This is a genomic window from Nocardia sp. NBC_01499, assembly GCF_045040275.1.
In the GTDB taxonomy this organism is placed as follows: Bacteria; Actinomycetota; Actinomycetes; order Mycobacteriales; family Mycobacteriaceae; genus Nocardia.
In genome coordinates this window covers 2,936,939-2,952,112 of sequence record NZ_CP109426.1, presented here as the reverse complement: position 1 = coordinate 2,952,112, position 15,174 = coordinate 2,936,939, and the positions used below count along the sequence as shown (strand labels likewise).

The 15,174-nt window shown below is 67.0% G+C and carries 13 protein-coding genes and 1 riboswitch; of the genes, 10 read left to right on the top strand and 3 right to left on the bottom strand.

Annotation, left to right across the window (positions count from 1 at the left end; genetic code table 11):
• Positions 1-4 precede the first annotated feature (4 nt).
• Complete coding sequence (locus OG203_RS13610; RefSeq protein ID WP_405166008.1) at positions 5-1,426, bottom strand: short-chain fatty acyl-CoA regulator family protein; 1,422 nt, start codon at positions 1,424-1,426, stop codon at positions 5-7.
• Between the two features lie 286 nt (positions 1,427-1,712).
• Here OG203_RS13610 and OG203_RS13605 point away from each other — a divergent pair, with 286 nt between their 5' ends.
• A complete protein-coding gene (locus tag OG203_RS13605; RefSeq protein ID WP_405166007.1) occupies positions 1,713-2,090 on the top strand; it encodes a nuclear transport factor 2 family protein in 378 nt (125 codons plus the stop codon).
• A 409-nt stretch (positions 2,091-2,499) separates the two neighbouring features.
• On the opposite strand, the gene metE is transcribed toward OG203_RS13605, so the two are convergent.
• Entirely contained in the window at positions 2,500-4,767 is a 2,268-nt protein-coding gene (metE, locus tag OG203_RS13600) for a 5-methyltetrahydropteroyltriglutamate--homocysteine S-methyltransferase (protein WP_405166006.1), read from the bottom strand.
• Between the two features lie 153 nt (positions 4,768-4,920).
• A riboswitch (cobalamin riboswitch) is annotated at positions 4,921-5,127 on the bottom strand.
• A gap of 256 nt (positions 5,128-5,383) precedes the next feature.
• Between metE and OG203_RS13595 the strand changes: the two genes are divergently transcribed.
• The 4 genes from OG203_RS13595 to coaD all read left to right on the top strand — a co-directional run bounded on the left by OG203_RS13595 (position 5,384) and on the right by coaD (position 10,865).
• Positions 5,384-6,256 (top strand): glycosyltransferase, encoded by an 873-nt coding sequence (locus OG203_RS13595; protein ID WP_405166005.1) that lies wholly within the window; start codon positions 5,384-5,386, stop codon positions 6,254-6,256.
• A 116-nt stretch (positions 6,257-6,372) separates the two neighbouring features.
• Positions 6,373-9,771, top strand: a complete 3,399-nt coding sequence (locus OG203_RS13590; RefSeq protein ID WP_405166004.1) for a pyruvate carboxylase — start codon at positions 6,373-6,375, stop codon at positions 9,769-9,771.
• Positions 9,768-10,319 (top strand): 16S rRNA (guanine(966)-N(2))-methyltransferase RsmD, encoded by a 552-nt coding sequence (gene rsmD / locus OG203_RS13585; protein WP_405166003.1) that lies wholly within the window; start codon positions 9,768-9,770, stop codon positions 10,317-10,319. The genes OG203_RS13590 and rsmD overlap by 4 nt, the downstream gene beginning before the upstream one ends.
• A gap of 60 nt (positions 10,320-10,379) precedes the next feature.
• Positions 10,380-10,865, top strand: coding sequence for a pantetheine-phosphate adenylyltransferase (gene coaD, locus OG203_RS13580; protein WP_405166002.1), 486 nt, complete (start codon positions 10,380-10,382; stop codon positions 10,863-10,865).
• A gap of 70 nt (positions 10,866-10,935) precedes the next feature.
• Here the strand turns inward: coaD and OG203_RS13575 are convergent, their stop codons facing one another.
• Positions 10,936-11,400: a GtrA family protein gene (locus OG203_RS13575; protein WP_405166001.1), complete on the bottom strand. Its 465-nt coding sequence runs from the start codon at positions 11,398-11,400 to the stop codon at positions 10,936-10,938.
• 426 nt (positions 11,401-11,826) lie between these two features.
• Here OG203_RS13575 and OG203_RS13570 point away from each other — a divergent pair, with 426 nt between their 5' ends.
• From OG203_RS13570 to mutM, 5 genes are all read left to right on the top strand, one after another.
• Positions 11,827-12,573, top strand: a complete 747-nt coding sequence (locus OG203_RS13570) for a DivIVA domain-containing protein (RefSeq protein WP_405166000.1) — start codon at positions 11,827-11,829, stop codon at positions 12,571-12,573.
• Between the two features lie 133 nt (positions 12,574-12,706).
• Positions 12,707-13,372 (top strand): YceD family protein, encoded by a 666-nt coding sequence (locus tag OG203_RS13565; RefSeq protein ID WP_405165999.1) that lies wholly within the window; start codon positions 12,707-12,709, stop codon positions 13,370-13,372.
• 2 nt (positions 13,373-13,374) lie between these two features.
• On the top strand, positions 13,375-13,557 hold the full coding sequence (gene rpmF, locus OG203_RS13560; protein ID WP_405165998.1) for a 50S ribosomal protein L32: 183 nt from the start codon (positions 13,375-13,377) through the stop codon (positions 13,555-13,557).
• A gap of 22 nt (positions 13,558-13,579) precedes the next feature.
• Complete coding sequence (gene rnc, locus OG203_RS13555; RefSeq protein ID WP_405165997.1) at positions 13,580-14,293, top strand: ribonuclease III; 714 nt, start codon at positions 13,580-13,582, stop codon at positions 14,291-14,293.
• A 1-nt stretch (position 14,294) separates the two neighbouring features.
• Positions 14,295-15,155, top strand: a complete 861-nt coding sequence (gene mutM, locus OG203_RS13550) for a bifunctional DNA-formamidopyrimidine glycosylase/DNA-(apurinic or apyrimidinic site) lyase (protein WP_405165996.1) — start codon at positions 14,295-14,297, stop codon at positions 15,153-15,155.
• Positions 15,156-15,174: the final 19 nt, after the last annotated feature.

Below are 15,174 nucleotides of genomic sequence, written 5' to 3'. Positions count from 1 at the left end.
CCGATCACCGCCCGACGCGCGGATAGGGCAGGTCGGTGCTGGTGTTCTCGGTGACCGCCAGCGGGCTGCCGATATGCGGGAAGGCACGCTGCGGGCACGACGGCCGTTCGCAGACCTTGCATCCCGCGCCGATCTGCACCGCCGTCGCCGGGTCGTCGAGCTGGCGGCCGGACGAATACACGAGTCGCTCCGCGTATTCGATGTCGCAGCCGAGCCCGATCGCGAAGTTCTTTGTCGCGGTGCCGAATCCGTGCGGCACGGACATCGCGGTGCGCGCGAGCCACAGATAGCGTCGCCCGTCCGGCATTTCCGCGATCTGGGTGAGGATGCGGCCTGGATGGGCGAACGCCTCGTGCACCACCCACAGCGGGCAGCTGCCGCCGACCCGGGAGAAGTGAAAGGCCGTGGCGGACTGGCGTTTCGAGATATTGCCCGCGCGATCGGTGCGCACGAAGAAGAACGGCACCCCGCGCTGACCCTGGCGTTGCAGGGTGCTCAGCCGGTGGCAGATGGTTTCGAAACCGACCTCGAAGCGCAGGCCGAGCAGGTCGATGTCGTAGTGCAGTTCCTCGGCCGAGCGCAGGAACCGCCCATAGGGCAGCACCAGCGCTCCGGCGAAGTAGTTGGCGAGCCCGATCCGCGCCAGGGTGCGGGATTCGCCGGTGAGCGAGGGTGTTTCGGCGAGGACACCGTCCAGTTCGGTCCCGTACAGCAGGAACGCGAGGGTGGTCGCGATCTGGAAGGCGCGCTGCCCCGGCCGTAGTCGCCTGGCCAGCGTCAGCGTGCGGCTTTCCGGATCGTAGTGCCGTTTCGGGATGGACGGATCGGCGCCGTCGCCGCGGACGAGCACGGTGACCCCGGCGCGTTCCTCGGCCACCCTGGCGAGCTGGCGATCCAGTGAGCCGATGGTCAGGCCGGACTGCTCGAACAGCTGCTCGGCGGCGATATCGAGCTGCGGAATGTGATTGTGGTGATCGTAGAAGAAGTCCCGCACATCCTCATACGGCATGGGCATGCCCGGCGCGCCGGTCGGTGCGGACACCCGGGCGGAGAGCAGGTCGAGCTGGTCGGTGGCGGCGCGCAGGCGGCGGTGCATCGCGACGACGATCCTGGCGACCTCGGGTTGCCTGGTCGCCAGCTCCTCCACCTCGGTGAGCGGCGCCGTGTGCCCGCCCGCGGCGTCGATGAGCACCTCGTGCAAGTCGGACACGAGGCGCGCGTCCGAGTCCGCGGCGAAGAACTGGACGTCGAGGTCGAAGGTGGAGTTCAGTTTCAGCAGCACCGGGATGGTGAGCGGCCGCTGATCGCGCTCTAGCTGATTGAGATAGCTTGGCGATAGATCGAGCGACTTGGCCAGTGCCGCCTGGGTGAGTCTGCGTTCCTCGCGCAGCCGTCGAAGGCGAGCACCCGCATACATCTTCCGCACGGAAAGATCGTAGCCCCGGACCTTCGCAATCATCGCAATATCCGCACTTCTTCCGCCTAGAAATATGCGCTGCAAGGGATTTTGCGCGCGAAGTCGGCTGCGTAGCGTGCGAAGAGAGGATCTTACCGCCGCGATCTAGCGGGGCACGGTTGGACACGCGCAATAAGCGCCGGGAGCCGCTGAGTGTCAAGCCCTTCCGTACCGAGCAATTGCTTGGTTGAATCGAGGGGGCGGTGCGGACAGCGTGGTTCGCCCGCCCCTCGGCATCGGAAAGTGAGTCAGCCCTATGACAACCCCCGACGAACTCGTCCGCGATATGTGTCGAAGCTGGTCCGACCCAGACCCCGACCGAATCGCCGCGTTCTTCGCCGAAGACGCCGTCTACCACAACATTCCGCTCGAACCGGTGGTCGGTCGTACCGCCATCCGCGACTTCATCGCTGGCTTCCTTGCCACCTTCGAGGGCATCGACTTCGACATCCACCACCAGATCACCTCCGGCAACCTGGTCATGAACGAACGCACCGACACCCTGCGCGGCGCGGACCGCGCCATCCCGCTTCCGGTCACCGGCGTCTTCGAGGTCGCAGACAACACCATCGTCGCCTGGCGCGACTACTTCGACATGGGTGTCATCAACCGCGCTTTCAGTCCGGAGGGCTGACCGGGTTCAGCCCCGGGAATTCGTGGCAACTGGTCGGAACCGAATCGTAGGTTCGCGCGTCGAAGGTGGATAGGGGCGAATCATGGTGTGGTTCACAACGTGCGAAAAGGGGTTGGCATGGATCGGTGTCCGGGGTGTCATACGGCGTGGCGACGGGGGATGAGTGCCAGGTCGCGGCAGCAACCGGTCAAGCGGGCCGAGGAGCCGTGTGAGCGGTATACCTCACGGCGCAGGCGGGTGCCTCGGTCCGAGCCCGAGGCGGGCTGAGAACGAAGGTGATTGGGGTAGTGCGGGATTCGTGAGCTCCGCCGGGTGGCACTACCAACGGCTCAGCACCTCCTCCGTGAATCAGGAGGAGGTGCTGAGCGTGTCAGCGAACAGCCGAAATGTCAGCGCACGACCTGGACGGTCAGCGCACCGCCGTCGCGGCGGCAACCATGTTGCGCAGCGACGCTTCCACCTCGACCTGGCCGCGGGTCTTCAGTCCGCAGTCCGGGTTGACCCACAGCCGTTCGGCGGGAACGGCTTTCAGCGCCGCGCGCAAGGAGGCGGTGATCTCCTGCACGCTCGGCACGCGGGGCGAGTGGATGTCGTAGACGCCCGGCCCGACGCCGAGGTCGAAGCCCGCCGCGTTGAGGTCGTCGAGCACCTCCATACGCGAGCGCGCCGCCTCGATCGAGGTCACGTCGGCGTCCAGTCCGGCGATCGCGTCGATCACCTCGCCGAACTCCGAGTAGCACAGGTGGGTGTGCACCTGGGTGGCGTCCGAAACACCGGACGTGGCAACCCGGAACGACTGCACCGACCAGTCGAGGTAGGCCTGCTGGTCGGCCTTGCGCAGCGGAAGTAGCTCGCGCAGTGCGGGCTCGTCGACCTGGATGACGCGAATACCAGCGGCCTGCAGGTCCACCGTCTCGTCCCGGATCGCCAGCGCGACCTGCCGCGCCGAGTCACCGAGCGGCTGATCGTCGCGCACGAACGACCAGGCGAGGATGGTGACCGGCCCGGTCAGCATGCCCTTGACCGGCTTGTCGGTCAACGACTGCGCGTAGCTGCTCCAGTCGACGGTCATCGGCGTCGGCCGCTTGACATCGCCGAACAGGATCGGCGGCCGCACGCAGCGGGTGCCGTAGGACTGCACCCAGCCGAGCTCGGTGGCGGCGAAGCCGTCGAGCTGCTCGGCGAAGTACTGCACCATGTCGTTGCGCTCCGGCTCGCCGTGCACGAGCACGTCGAGGCCCAGCTTCTCCTGCAGCGCAATGACATCGGCGACCTCGGCGCGCATCCGGCGGATGTATTCCGCCTCATCGATCTCGCCCTTGTTGAACGCGGCCCGTGCCAACCGGATGGCCGAGGTCTGCGGGTACGAGCCGATGGTGGTGGTCGGCAGCGGCGGCAACTGCAGCCGCTCCTGCTGCAGCACGCGGCGTTCCTCGGCGGGCGCACGCCGGATCGCGTCCGGGCCGAGCGCCGCCAACCTGGCCCGCACCTGCGGGTCGTTCAGCCGCGCGTCGGCATGGCGGGCCGCCAATGCCGCACGCACCTCGGCCAATTCGGCGCCGATCGCCTCGGTGCCCTCGGTCAGTGCGGTGGCGAGCAGCCGGACCTCGGCCACCTTCTCGGTGCCGAACGCCAGCCACGACCGCAGCGCCTCGTCCAGCTTGGTCTCCGCGGTCAGCGTGTACGGCACATGCAGCAGCGAGCAGGAGGTCGAAACCGCCACCGACGCAGCGGAACCCAGCAGGGTGCCGAGGGTGGACAGCACGGCGTCGAGATCGGCGCGCCACACGTTGCGCCCGTCGACCACACCGGCTACCAGTAGCTTGCTCGCCAGTGCCGGGATGCCGGCCACATCGGAAACGGTTGTGCCGGAGGTGAAGTCGAGTGCGACGCCCTCGATGTCGGTGCTGGCCAACGCGGTCAGCGCGGCATCGGTGTGGCCGAAGTAGGTGGCAACCAGGATCGCCGGTCGCCCGGTCGCCGCTGCCAGCTCGGTGTAAGTGCTTCGCACCAGGGCGAGTTCGTCGTCGGTGAGGTCGGTGACCAGCACCGGCTCATCGATCTGTACCCATCCGGTGCCCGCCTCGGCCAGCAGCCCGAGCAGCTCGCGATACAGCGGCACGAGTTCGGCGAGCCGATCGAGGGGCGCCCCGCCGGTGGCCTTGGCCAGCTTCAGGAAGGTGATCGGGCCGATCACCACCGGACGAGCGGGCGCGCCGAGCTCGAGCGCCTCGCGCACCTCGCCGAGCAGCTTCTCCGGGTTCAGCGAGAACACGGTGTCCTGGTCGATTTCCGGGACAAGGTAGTGGTAGTTGGTGTCGAACCACTTGGTCATTTCCAGCGGTTCGACCGTGTCGTTACCGCGCGCGGCGGCGAAGTATCGGTCAAGCGGATCGGCGATCCCGGCCACTCGCGGCGGCAGCGCGCCGAGCAGCAGGGCCGTGTCGAGGACCTGGTCGTAGTACGAGAAGGTGCCGACCGGGATCGAATCCAGGCCCGCCGCTTGTAGTTCGGCGAGTTGGGCGTGCCGCAGGTCGCGCGCGACCGTGTGCAGCTGTTCGGCGTCGATCTTGCCTGCCCAGTAGGCCTCGGTGGCCCGCTTCAGCTCACGCCGCGGTCCGACCCTAGGTAGCCCGAGAACCGTTGCGGTGAACGGTGTCTGATTTACAACAGTCACGTTGTCTCTCCAGTGCTGGTGTCGTGGGCCCTCGCCATACGGGCTTGCGCGGCTACCGGAGATACGTCAGGAGATTCCGACAACAGAGCCCCGACACATCAAGTACTGGTAGAACCGCGCGCCCAGATCCACGAGGCGGTGGCCGTCGGATACGGCGTACCCGACACGGCTGGCAGGTCTTCGGACTCACAGGCACCGGCCTTGTCGGCCGACCTACTGGCCGTCGCTTCCCGGGTGTCGCGCCCAGTGCGTGTGACGGCGGTCGTTCCTGCTTACCGCTGCGGGACAGTCCCGGATTCCCACCGGGTTCCCTCTCGCCCGTCCGCCCTTTCGGGGCGAACGAACTCGGCTCCGCAACGCGACGACGGGGCTCCATCTCGTACGCGCGCGGTGAACCAGCTGCACCAACCAGCATAGGGCGTCGCGCGTGGCGGCGGTGTGGGCGGGCGCGGAAGCGGTGGCCGTCGATCATCCCGCCGACACGATCTGGTCATGTGTCCAAGTCTGTGAGGAAGCCCACGGAAGTTGGGTGTAGCCCAACTTTCTGAAACATGTTTAAAGTTATGCCCTCGGGGGAGGGGCTCCCGCATGGGGATCGATAGCAGGAGTACTTGTGGTGACTGAGCGGTCGGTATCGATCGTCATTCCGACGTACATCGGGACGGCGGAGGGCCTTGACTTCCTCGATGTGCAACTAGACGCCTTGACGTGTCAAGACTATGTGGGGGATTTCGACGTCGTAATAGCCGACAACGGCTCACCGCTCGACGTGAAAGTCCACCTCGACAATCACCCGACCAGTGACCGACTGAAACTTCAGTATGTCGACGCGTCCGGGACACAAGGCGCCGCATTTGCGCGCAACGTCGGAGCCGACAGTGCCGCCGGCGAGATTTTACTGTTCTGTGATCACGACGATCGCGCGTACCCGACTTGGGTCAGCCACCTGGTCGCGTTTCTGAACGAGGGCTACGATCTGGTTTGTTCTGCGGTCGAAGGTGATTCGCTCAACACCGACAATCCGCGACACGTTGCCAATGTCCCCGCACCCGACAAGTTCCAGCCCGTCGGGCTTTATGCTCCTGTGATTGCCGGTGGCAGCATGGCGTGCCGTGCCGAGGTCTACCGGAAGCTGGGCGGCCAGGACGTCACCTACGTCGCCAATGAGGACCTCGAATTCGGCTGGCGCGCGCATCGGGAGGGCTATCGCACCGGGTATCTGCCCGAGGCGCTGCTTGCCTATAGATACCGTCAGGGTTTCCGTCCCGGCTATCGTCAGGGTCGCACCAGAGGTTTGGCCCTGACGCGGATCAGTGTCGAATTCCCGGACAGCGGATTTCCCGAAATTCATCTTCCCGAAGTCGTGTTACGCATGATTCGTCTTCCCTTTACTCGCGGATTAGTTCCCGAGGAACGCGGATTGATGATCGGCCTCGCCGTCGGTCAGTTCCGTGGCGCGCTCAGGCATCGCACGATGCGCTGGATCTGACGATGTGACGTCGGAGGTGCAAGCGTCCGCACCACGTCGCCGGATCGCGTGGTGCCGATGCTCGCGAAGGCCCCTTCCCTGCCTGCGCGGGGGCCGGGTCCGGGTACCTTAGGCCAATGTTCACGAAAGTCTTGGTTGCCAATCGCGGCGAGATCGCCATCAGGGCCTTCCGCGCGGCCTACGAGCTCGGCGTAGGGACGGTGGCCGTCTTCCCGTACGAGGACCGCAACTCGGTCCATCGGATGAAGGCGGCCGAGTCCTACCAGATCGGTGAACAGGGGCACCCGGTCCGGGCGTACCTGTCGATCGACGCGATCATCGACGCGGCGAAGTCGGCGGGCGCCGACGCCGTCTACCCCGGATACGGCTTCCTGTCCGAGAACCCGGACCTGGCGGCGGCCTGCGCGCGCGAGGGCATCACCTTCATCGGTCCGTCCGCCGAGGTGCTCGAGCTCGCGGGTAACAAGGCACGGGCCATCGCGGCGGCCAAGGCCGCCGGGCTTCCGGTGCTGCGCTCCAGCGCGCCGTCGGCCGACGTGGACGAGCTGCTCGCCGCGTCGCAGGAGTTGGACTACCCGATCTTCGTCAAGGCGGTCGCCGGTGGCGGCGGTCGCGGCATGCGCCGGGTCGCCGAGGCCGAGCACCTGCGCGAGTCCATCGAGGCGGCATCGCGCGAGGCCGAGTCGGCGTTCGGCGATCCGACCGTGTTCCTCGAGCAGGCCGTGGTCAACCCGCGCCACATCGAGGTGCAGATCCTGGCCGACCAGCACGGCAACGTGATGCACCTGTTCGAGCGCGACTGTTCGGTGCAGCGCCGTCACCAGAAGGTGATCGAGCTCGCGCCAGCGCCGAACCTGGATCCCGCACTGCGCGACCGCATTTGCGCCGATGCCGTCGCCTTCGCCAAGGAGATCGGCTACAGCTGCGCCGGCACCGTCGAGTTCCTGCTCGACGAGCGCGGCAACCACGTCTTCATCGAGATGAACCCGCGCATCCAGGTCGAGCACACGGTGACCGAGGAGATCACCGATGTCGATCTGGTGCAGTCGCAGCTGCGCATCGCGGCCGGGGAGACCCTCGAACAGCTCGGCCTCAGCCAGGAAACGGTCAGCATCCGCGGCGCCGCGATGCAATGCCGGATCACCACCGAGGACCCGAACAACGGCTTCCGCCCCGACACCGGCCGCATCACCGCCTACCGCACGCCGGGTGGCGCGGGCATCCGGCTCGACGGTGGCGCCAACCTCGGCGCGGAGATCGGCGCCTACTTCGACTCGATGCTGGTGAAGCTCACCTGCCGCGGCCGTGACTTCGCGGCGGCGGTGTCGCGGGCGCAGCGAGCCCTCGCCGAGTTCCGAATTCGCGGTGTTACCACCAACATTCCGTTCCTGCTCGCGGTGCTCGACGACGCTGACTTCAAGGCGGGGCGGGTCACCACGTCGTTCATCGATGAGCGTCCGGAGCTGCTCAACCAGCGCGGGTCGGCTGATCGCGGCACCAAGATCCTTACGTATCTGGCCGACGTCACGGTGAACAAGCCGCACGGTGAGCGGCCGACCACGGTTTATCCGCACGACAAGCTGCCCGCGATCGATCTGTCGGTGCCGCCGCCGGACGGTTCCCGGCAGCGACTGTTGACGCTGGGTCCTGCGGGTTTCGCGCAGGCGTTGCGCGCGCAGAAGGCAGTTGGGGTCACCGACACCACGTTCCGTGACGCGCACCAGTCCCTGCTGGCCACCCGCGTGCGCACCAACGGATTGCTCGGCGTCGCGGGCCATGTCGCCCGCCTGACCCCTGAGCTGTTGTCGATCGAGGCGTGGGGTGGTGCGACTTATGATGTGGCGCTGCGGTTTTTGTATGAGGACCCGTGGGAGCGGTTGGCCGCGTTGCGTGAAGCGGTACCCAACATCTGTTTGCAGATGCTGCTGCGTGGCCGTAATACCGTGGGCTACACCCCCTATCCCGAGCAGGTGACTCGGGCGTTCGTGTCCGAAGCCACCGCGACGGGTATCGATATCTTCCGGATCTTCGACGCGCTCAACAACGTTGACCAGATGCGCCCGGCGATCGACGCCGTACGCGAAACCGGCACCGCCATCGCCGAAGTCGCGATGAGCTACACCGGGGATCTGTCCAATCCTGATGAAACCCTCTACACCCTGGACTATTACCTCAAACTCGCCGAGCAGATGGTCGACGCCGGTGCACACATCCTGGCGATCAAAGACATGGCCGGACTGCTCCGTGCCCCTGCGGCAGCGACTTTGGTGACCGCGTTGCGTAGCAACTTCGACCTGCCGGTCCACGTGCACACCCACGACACCCCTGGCGGGCAGTTGGCCACCTATCTGGCGGCGTGGCAGGCCGGTGCCGACGCGGTCGACGGCGCCAGTGCCGCGATGGCCGGAACCACCAGCCAGCCAGCGCTTTCCGCGATCGTCGCGGCTGCGGCACACAGCGACTACGACACCGGGTTGAACCTGGCCAACGTGTGCGACCTCGAACCGTATTGGGAAGCCCTGCGCAAGGTCTACAAGCCTTTCGAGTCCGGACTCCCCGCCCCGACCGGCCGCGTCTACACCCACGAAATCCCCGGCGGGCAACTGTCGAACCTGCGCCAGCAAGCCATCGCCCTCGGCCTGGGGGACCGGTTCGAGGAAGTCGAAGCCAAATACGCTGCCGCGGACCGACTCCTTGGCCGCCTGACCAAAGTCACGCCCTCCTCAAAAGTCGTCGGCGACCTCGCCCTTGCCCTGGTCGGCACCGGTGTCGATATCGACGACTTCGCCGCCGACCCCGGCCGCTTCGACATCCCCGACTCGGTCATCGGTTTCCTGCGTGGCGAACTCGGCACCCCGGCTGGCGGCTGGCCAGAACCCTTCCGCACCAAGGCACTGGCCGGACGCGGCGAAGCCAAACCGGAAACAAAACTCACCGCCGACGACGAGGCAGGTCTGGCAGGCACCTCCGACCAGCGCCGCGCCACCCTGAACCGACTGCTGTTCCCCGCGCCCACCGCCGAATTCAACGCTCACCGCGAGAAATACGGCGACACCATGGGCCTGTCGGCCAACCAGTTCTTCTACGGCCTGCGCCACGGCGAGGAACACCGCGTGCAACTGGAGAAGGGCGTCACCCTGCTCATCGGCCTCGAGGCCATCTCCGAACCCGACGAGCGCGGCATGCGCACGGTCATGTGCATCCTCAACGGCCAGCTGCGCCCCGTCGCCGTCCGCGACCGCTCCATCGCCAGCGACGCGCCCGCGGTGGAGAAGGCGGACAAGGGCAATGCGGGGCACATCGCGGCCCCGTTCGCCGGCGTCGTGACATTGGCTGTGTCCGAAGGCGATTCGATCGCGGCGGGCGACACCATCGGCACCATCGAGGCGATGAAGATGGAGGCCGCGATCACCGCGCCTCGGTCGGGCACCGTCGGCCGGGTCGCGATCGGCCAGGTGCAGCAGGTCGAGGGCGGCGACCTGCTGATCGAGCTCGCGCTGCGCGAGTCCGAATGACCCGGATCGTCGCCGGAACGGCGGGCGGGCGGCGGCTTCGGGTGCCGCCCGCCGGCACCCGCCCGACCTCCGACCGGGTCCGCGAGGCCGTGTTCAGCGCGCTCGACGCGCGGATCGACTTCGACGGCATCCGGGTGCTCGACCTGTACGCGGGCTCGGGCGCGCTCGGATTGGAGGCGTTGTCCCGCGGTGCCGCCCACGCGCTGCTGGTCGAGGCCGATCGGAAGGCGGCCGAGGTCGTGCGCGGCAACATCGCCGATGTCGGGCTGCCCGGTGCGGAACTGCGCGTCGCGTCCGTGGCGAGCGTGCTGGCACTTGGCGGCGCTGGTGAATTCGATCTGGTCTTGTCCGACCCGCCCTACGCCGTCGAGATCGATGCGGTACTCGGCGACCTGCGGGCGCTGGCCGACGGCTGGCTGCGGCCCGACGCCCTGGTCGTCGTCGAGCGGGCCCGCCGATCGCCGGAAATCGAATGGCCAGCGGGCTATTCGGCGATGAAGCCGCGCAGGTACGGCGAAACCCGCATCGAAATGGCGACTTTCGACTGACGGTGTGGTCTTGTGCACCCTCCGTGGCGCGCGAACAGTCCCGCACGATAGCGTCTGACCATGGCAGGAGCACTGTGCCCCGGGTCCTTCGACCCCGTGACCAACGGACACATCGACGTCTTCGCTCGGGCCGCGGCCCAGTTCGACGAGGTCGTTGTCACCGTCATGATCAACAAGAAGAAGCAGGGCATGTTCAGCGTCGACGAACGCATGGAGATGCTGCGTGAGGCGACCGCGCACCTGCCCAACGTCCGGGTGGAGTCGTGGTACGGCCTGACGGTCGACTTCGCCAAGGAGCAGGGCATCACGGCCATCGTGAAGGGCCTGCGCGACGCGAGCGACTTCGGCTACGAGCTGCAGATGGCTCAGATGAACAAGAAACTCTCCGGCGTCGACACCTTCTTCATCGCCACCAACCCCGCCTTCAGCTTCCTGTCCAGCTCCCTGGTCAAGGAGGTCGCGACCTTCGGCGGCGACGTCACCGACATGCTGCCCCCCGCCGTCCACAAGCGCCTGCTCGACCGTCTCGCGGAGAACAAGAGCTGACCACGGACAAAAATCAGCCCCGGTCCCAAAAGCTTTGGGGCCGGGGCTGATTCCCCTCACTCGACGAGGTTCAGAAGACCAAACCACGCAGGGCCAGGAAGCGCATGCCGCCGACCGCCGCGGTGATGCCCAGGATGGCGGTCGCCTCAGCCGTGCCGCCGATGGTGGGTGCCCAGACATCGAGGGCCGCCAGTCCTGCGGTGGTGATGGCGAGGCCGACCAGTGCCAGGCCGCCGCCTTCCCACTGTGCGGTGAACCAGCCGACCCGGCCGCTCGCGTGGAAGGTGAGTTGACGGTGCAGCTCGTTGGCGATCACGGTGCTGACGATCGAGCCGACCACGTTGGCGAGCAGCGGGCCGATGCCGTGCATTGCGAAGAACAGCAGCACGTAGGCGATATTGCTGGACCCGCCGACCAGCGCGAAGCGGATCAGCTGGGCGAAGGCCCGGTCGCCGCGCAGGTAAGCCATCATCTGCTCGAACCGCGCCGACATCGGTACCGTTTTCAGCACCGGATATGGGCCTACCCACGGCATGAAGTAGCTGGTAGTAGTGCTAGCTCCTGCCGATCTCTGTAGATCCAGAACAGTCATGGTGTTTCCGATCGAACATAAGCCTTCGATGGGGACAACAGCGATGGTGATCGCTTCCTTCCCACCGACTCTTGATAGGTCCCGCTTGCACAGTCGGGATCTGTCAACACTCGGCGGACCGGGTAGCCCTTCCCTCTGGCTTCCTCAATCCCGCAGTCCCGGTGGGGCCTGCGCTCGGGATGAAGACCTTGTCGATCTTCCTGACCAACTTTAACACGAAGCGGAGACAGATCCTCCACTTGATTTGTGTGGCGTACGAGACACTGCGACGACACACCGGAGGATGACTCGGCACAGCCCGTGATGAGGGGCACACTTGGTCTCGGCGGAGAGTTCGCCACAGAGTCGTAGGAGAGTGGGGTAGTCAGCATGTACCGCGTATTCGAAGCCCTCGACGAGCTGGTGGCCATCGTCGAGGAGGCGCGTGGCATCCCGCCGACCCGCAGCTGCATCGTGCCGCGCGGCGACGTGCTCGAGCTGCTCGACGACGTGCGTGACGCGCTGCCGGGCGAGCTCGACGATGCCCAGGACGTGCTCGATATCAGAGACAAGATCGTCACGGATGCCCGCTCGGCCGCCGACGTCACGGTGACCAGCGCCAACGAGCAGGCCAGCCACACCATCGGCTCGGCCCGCGAGGAGGCCGACCGCATCCTCGCCGACGCCAAGGCGCACGCCGACCGCATGGTCGCCGAGGCGAGCGCGCACGCCGACCACCTCGTGAACACCGCGCAGGCCGAGGCCGACCGGGTCGTCGCCGACGGCAACGCCGAATTCGAGGCCGTCACCGGCCGGGCCAGGCTGGAATCCGAGCGAATGATCGACGCGGGCAAGGCTTCCTACGATCGTTCCGTCGCCGAGGGCGAGGCGGAGCGAGACCGGCTGGTCGCGCAGACCGAGGTGGTGCGCGCCGCGCACGCCGAATCCGCGCGGGTGATCGACTCCGCGCACGCCGAGTCGGATCGGATGCGCGAGGAGTGTGACGTCTACGTCGACTCCAAGCTCGCCGATTTCGAGGAGACACTGAGCAACACCCTGCGCACCGTCGGCCGCGGCCGCCACCAGCTCCGCTCCGGCGCCGGCGCACCCGACTACGCCGCCGACTACCGGCGTTAGACCCCGACAGCCGCACACCTTCCGATCTCCCGCGGGCCGTCGGCAGGCGTGCGGCTGCCGCATTTGGGTCGACGCGGACCCTCGCGTATCGTGGTGTGGTTGCCCATTCCCCCGATAGTGAAGTGAGTTCGTGATGCCCGCCGGTTCCGGTTCCGCCCCACGTCAGAGCTCGGCCGCGCGCCGAGAGCCTGACGCGGCCTTCGTGCTGGACGTCCGCAGTCTCGGCCGCAGGGCAGGGACGATGCGCGAGCTCCAGCGCACCATCACCACCGTCGACCGGATCGGGCTCGACCTGGTCGGCGTTCCGGTCGGCGCCGAAATCGAGCTCGACCTGCAGCTGCAGGCGGTGTCGGAGGGGGTGCTCGTCACCGGAACGGTGGCCGCGCCGATCGAGGGTGAGTGCTCGCGCTGCCTCGAACCGTTCACCGACGAGGTGCACCTGCGGATCACCGAACTGTTCGCCTACCCGGACAGCACCACCGAGCAAACCACCGACGACGACGATGCGTACCGCATGATCGACGACACGATCGACCTCGAACCGGTGATCATCGACGCGATCGGCATCGAGCTTCCGCTGCAGCCGCTGTGCTCGCCCGACTGCGCCGGACTGTGCGCGGAATGTGGCGTCCGGATGGCGATTGCGGGATCCGAGCACTCGCATGAGATACTTGACCCTCGCTGGGCCGGGCTGGCGAAATTCGCCACATCGCCCGGCAACGGCAGCCCCGACACGGGTGCGGCCACAGCAACAGACCAGTCAGCCGAAATGGCAAGCAATATGACAGAGGAGAAGTAGTCGTGGCCGTTCCCAAGCGCCGGATGTCCCGTTCCAACACCAGGTCGCGGCGCAGCCAGTGGAAGGCCACCGCGCCGACCCTGATCACCTGCCCGAACCGCGCCTGCGGCGAGAAGACCATGCCGCACATCGCGTGCCCGTCCTGCGGCACGTACAAGGGCCGTCAGGTCACAGCAGCTGTCTAGCAGTACAACCTGTCGTATCGACGTGACTGACGAACCCGACTCGTCTGATGACCACGCGACCTTGCTCGCGGCGCTCGGCGTCGAGGTGCAGCCGGATCTGCTGCGCCTGGCGCTGACGCACCGGTCGTACGCATATGAGAATGGTGGCCTGCCGACCAACGAGCGCCTGGAGTTTCTTGGCGACTCCGTCCTCGGGCTGAGCATCACCGAGCGGCTTTACCACGAGCACCCGGACAAGTCCGAGGGCGAGCTGGCGAAGCTGCGCGCGAGCGTGGTGAACATGCACGCGCTCGCCGAGGTGGCGCGTCAGCTCGGCCCTGGCGGTCTCGGCGTGCACCTGTTGCTCGGCAAGGGCGAAGAGCTCACCGGCGGCAGGGACAAGCCGAGCATCCTCGCCGACGGCATGGAGTCGCTGCTCGGTGCGGTGCATCTCGAACACGGCATCGACGTCGCGCGCGAGGTGGTGCTGCGGCTGTTCGCCGACCTGCTCGAGCGCGGTCCCCGGATGGGGGCTGGCCTCGACTGGAAGACCAGCCTGCAGGAACTCACCGCCGAGCGCGGCCTTGGCGTGCCGAGCTACGAGATCACCTCGACGGGCCCCGATCACGACAAGGAATTCACGGCGACCACGGTGGTCGGCGGCCGTGCCTACGGGCAGGGCGTCGGTCGTTCCAAGAAGGAAGCCGAGCAGAAGGCAGCGGGCACCGCCTACCAGGCGCTGACCGCCGAATCCTGACGTGCCCGAACTTCCCGAGGTAGAGGTCGTCCGGCGCGGCGTCGCCGAACACGTGGTCGGTCGTGTCATCGAATCGGTCGCGATCACCCATCCCCGCTCGGTGCGCCGCCATCTCGAGGGCGCCGCCGATCTCGCCGCACGGCTGACCGGCCTGAAGGTCGAGTCCGCCGAGCGGCGCGGCAAATACCTCTGGCTCACCTTCGACGAGCCGGACACCTCGCTCGTCGTGCATCTCGGCATGAGCGGGCAAATGCTGGTCCAACCCGCCGACGCGCCGCTGGAGAAGCACGCGCACATCCGCGCCACCCTCGGCGACGGCACCCAGCTGCGCTTCGTCGACCAGCGCACCTTCGGCGGATGGGCGCTCGCGCCGCTGGTCGAGGTGGACGGCACCCGCGTGCCGGAACCGGTCGCGCACATCGCACGCGACCCGCTTGACCCGCGCTTCGACGCCGAATCCGTGGTGACCGCGGTGCGCGCCAAACAGACCGAGATCAAACGCGTGCTGCTCGATCAGACCGTCATCTCCGGCATCGGCAACATCTACGCCGACGAATCCCTGTGGCGCGCAAAGCTGCACGGCAGCCGCATCGCCGCAAGCCTGTCCCGCCCCGTCGTGCGCGGTCTGCTCGCCGACGTCGGCGCGGTGATGGGGGAGGCGCTCACCGCAGGCGGCACCTCGTTCGACGCGCTGTATGTGAACGTCAACGGCCAATCCGGCTACTTCGAACGCTCCCTCGCCGTCTATGGCCGCGAGGACGAGCCGTGCCGTCGCTGCGGCGCGCCGGTGCAGCGGGAAAAGTTCATGAATCGTTCCTCGTATTCTTGCCCACGGTGCCAACCGAAGCCTCGTCGTCGTTAGCGGGCGCGAGTTACCTTTC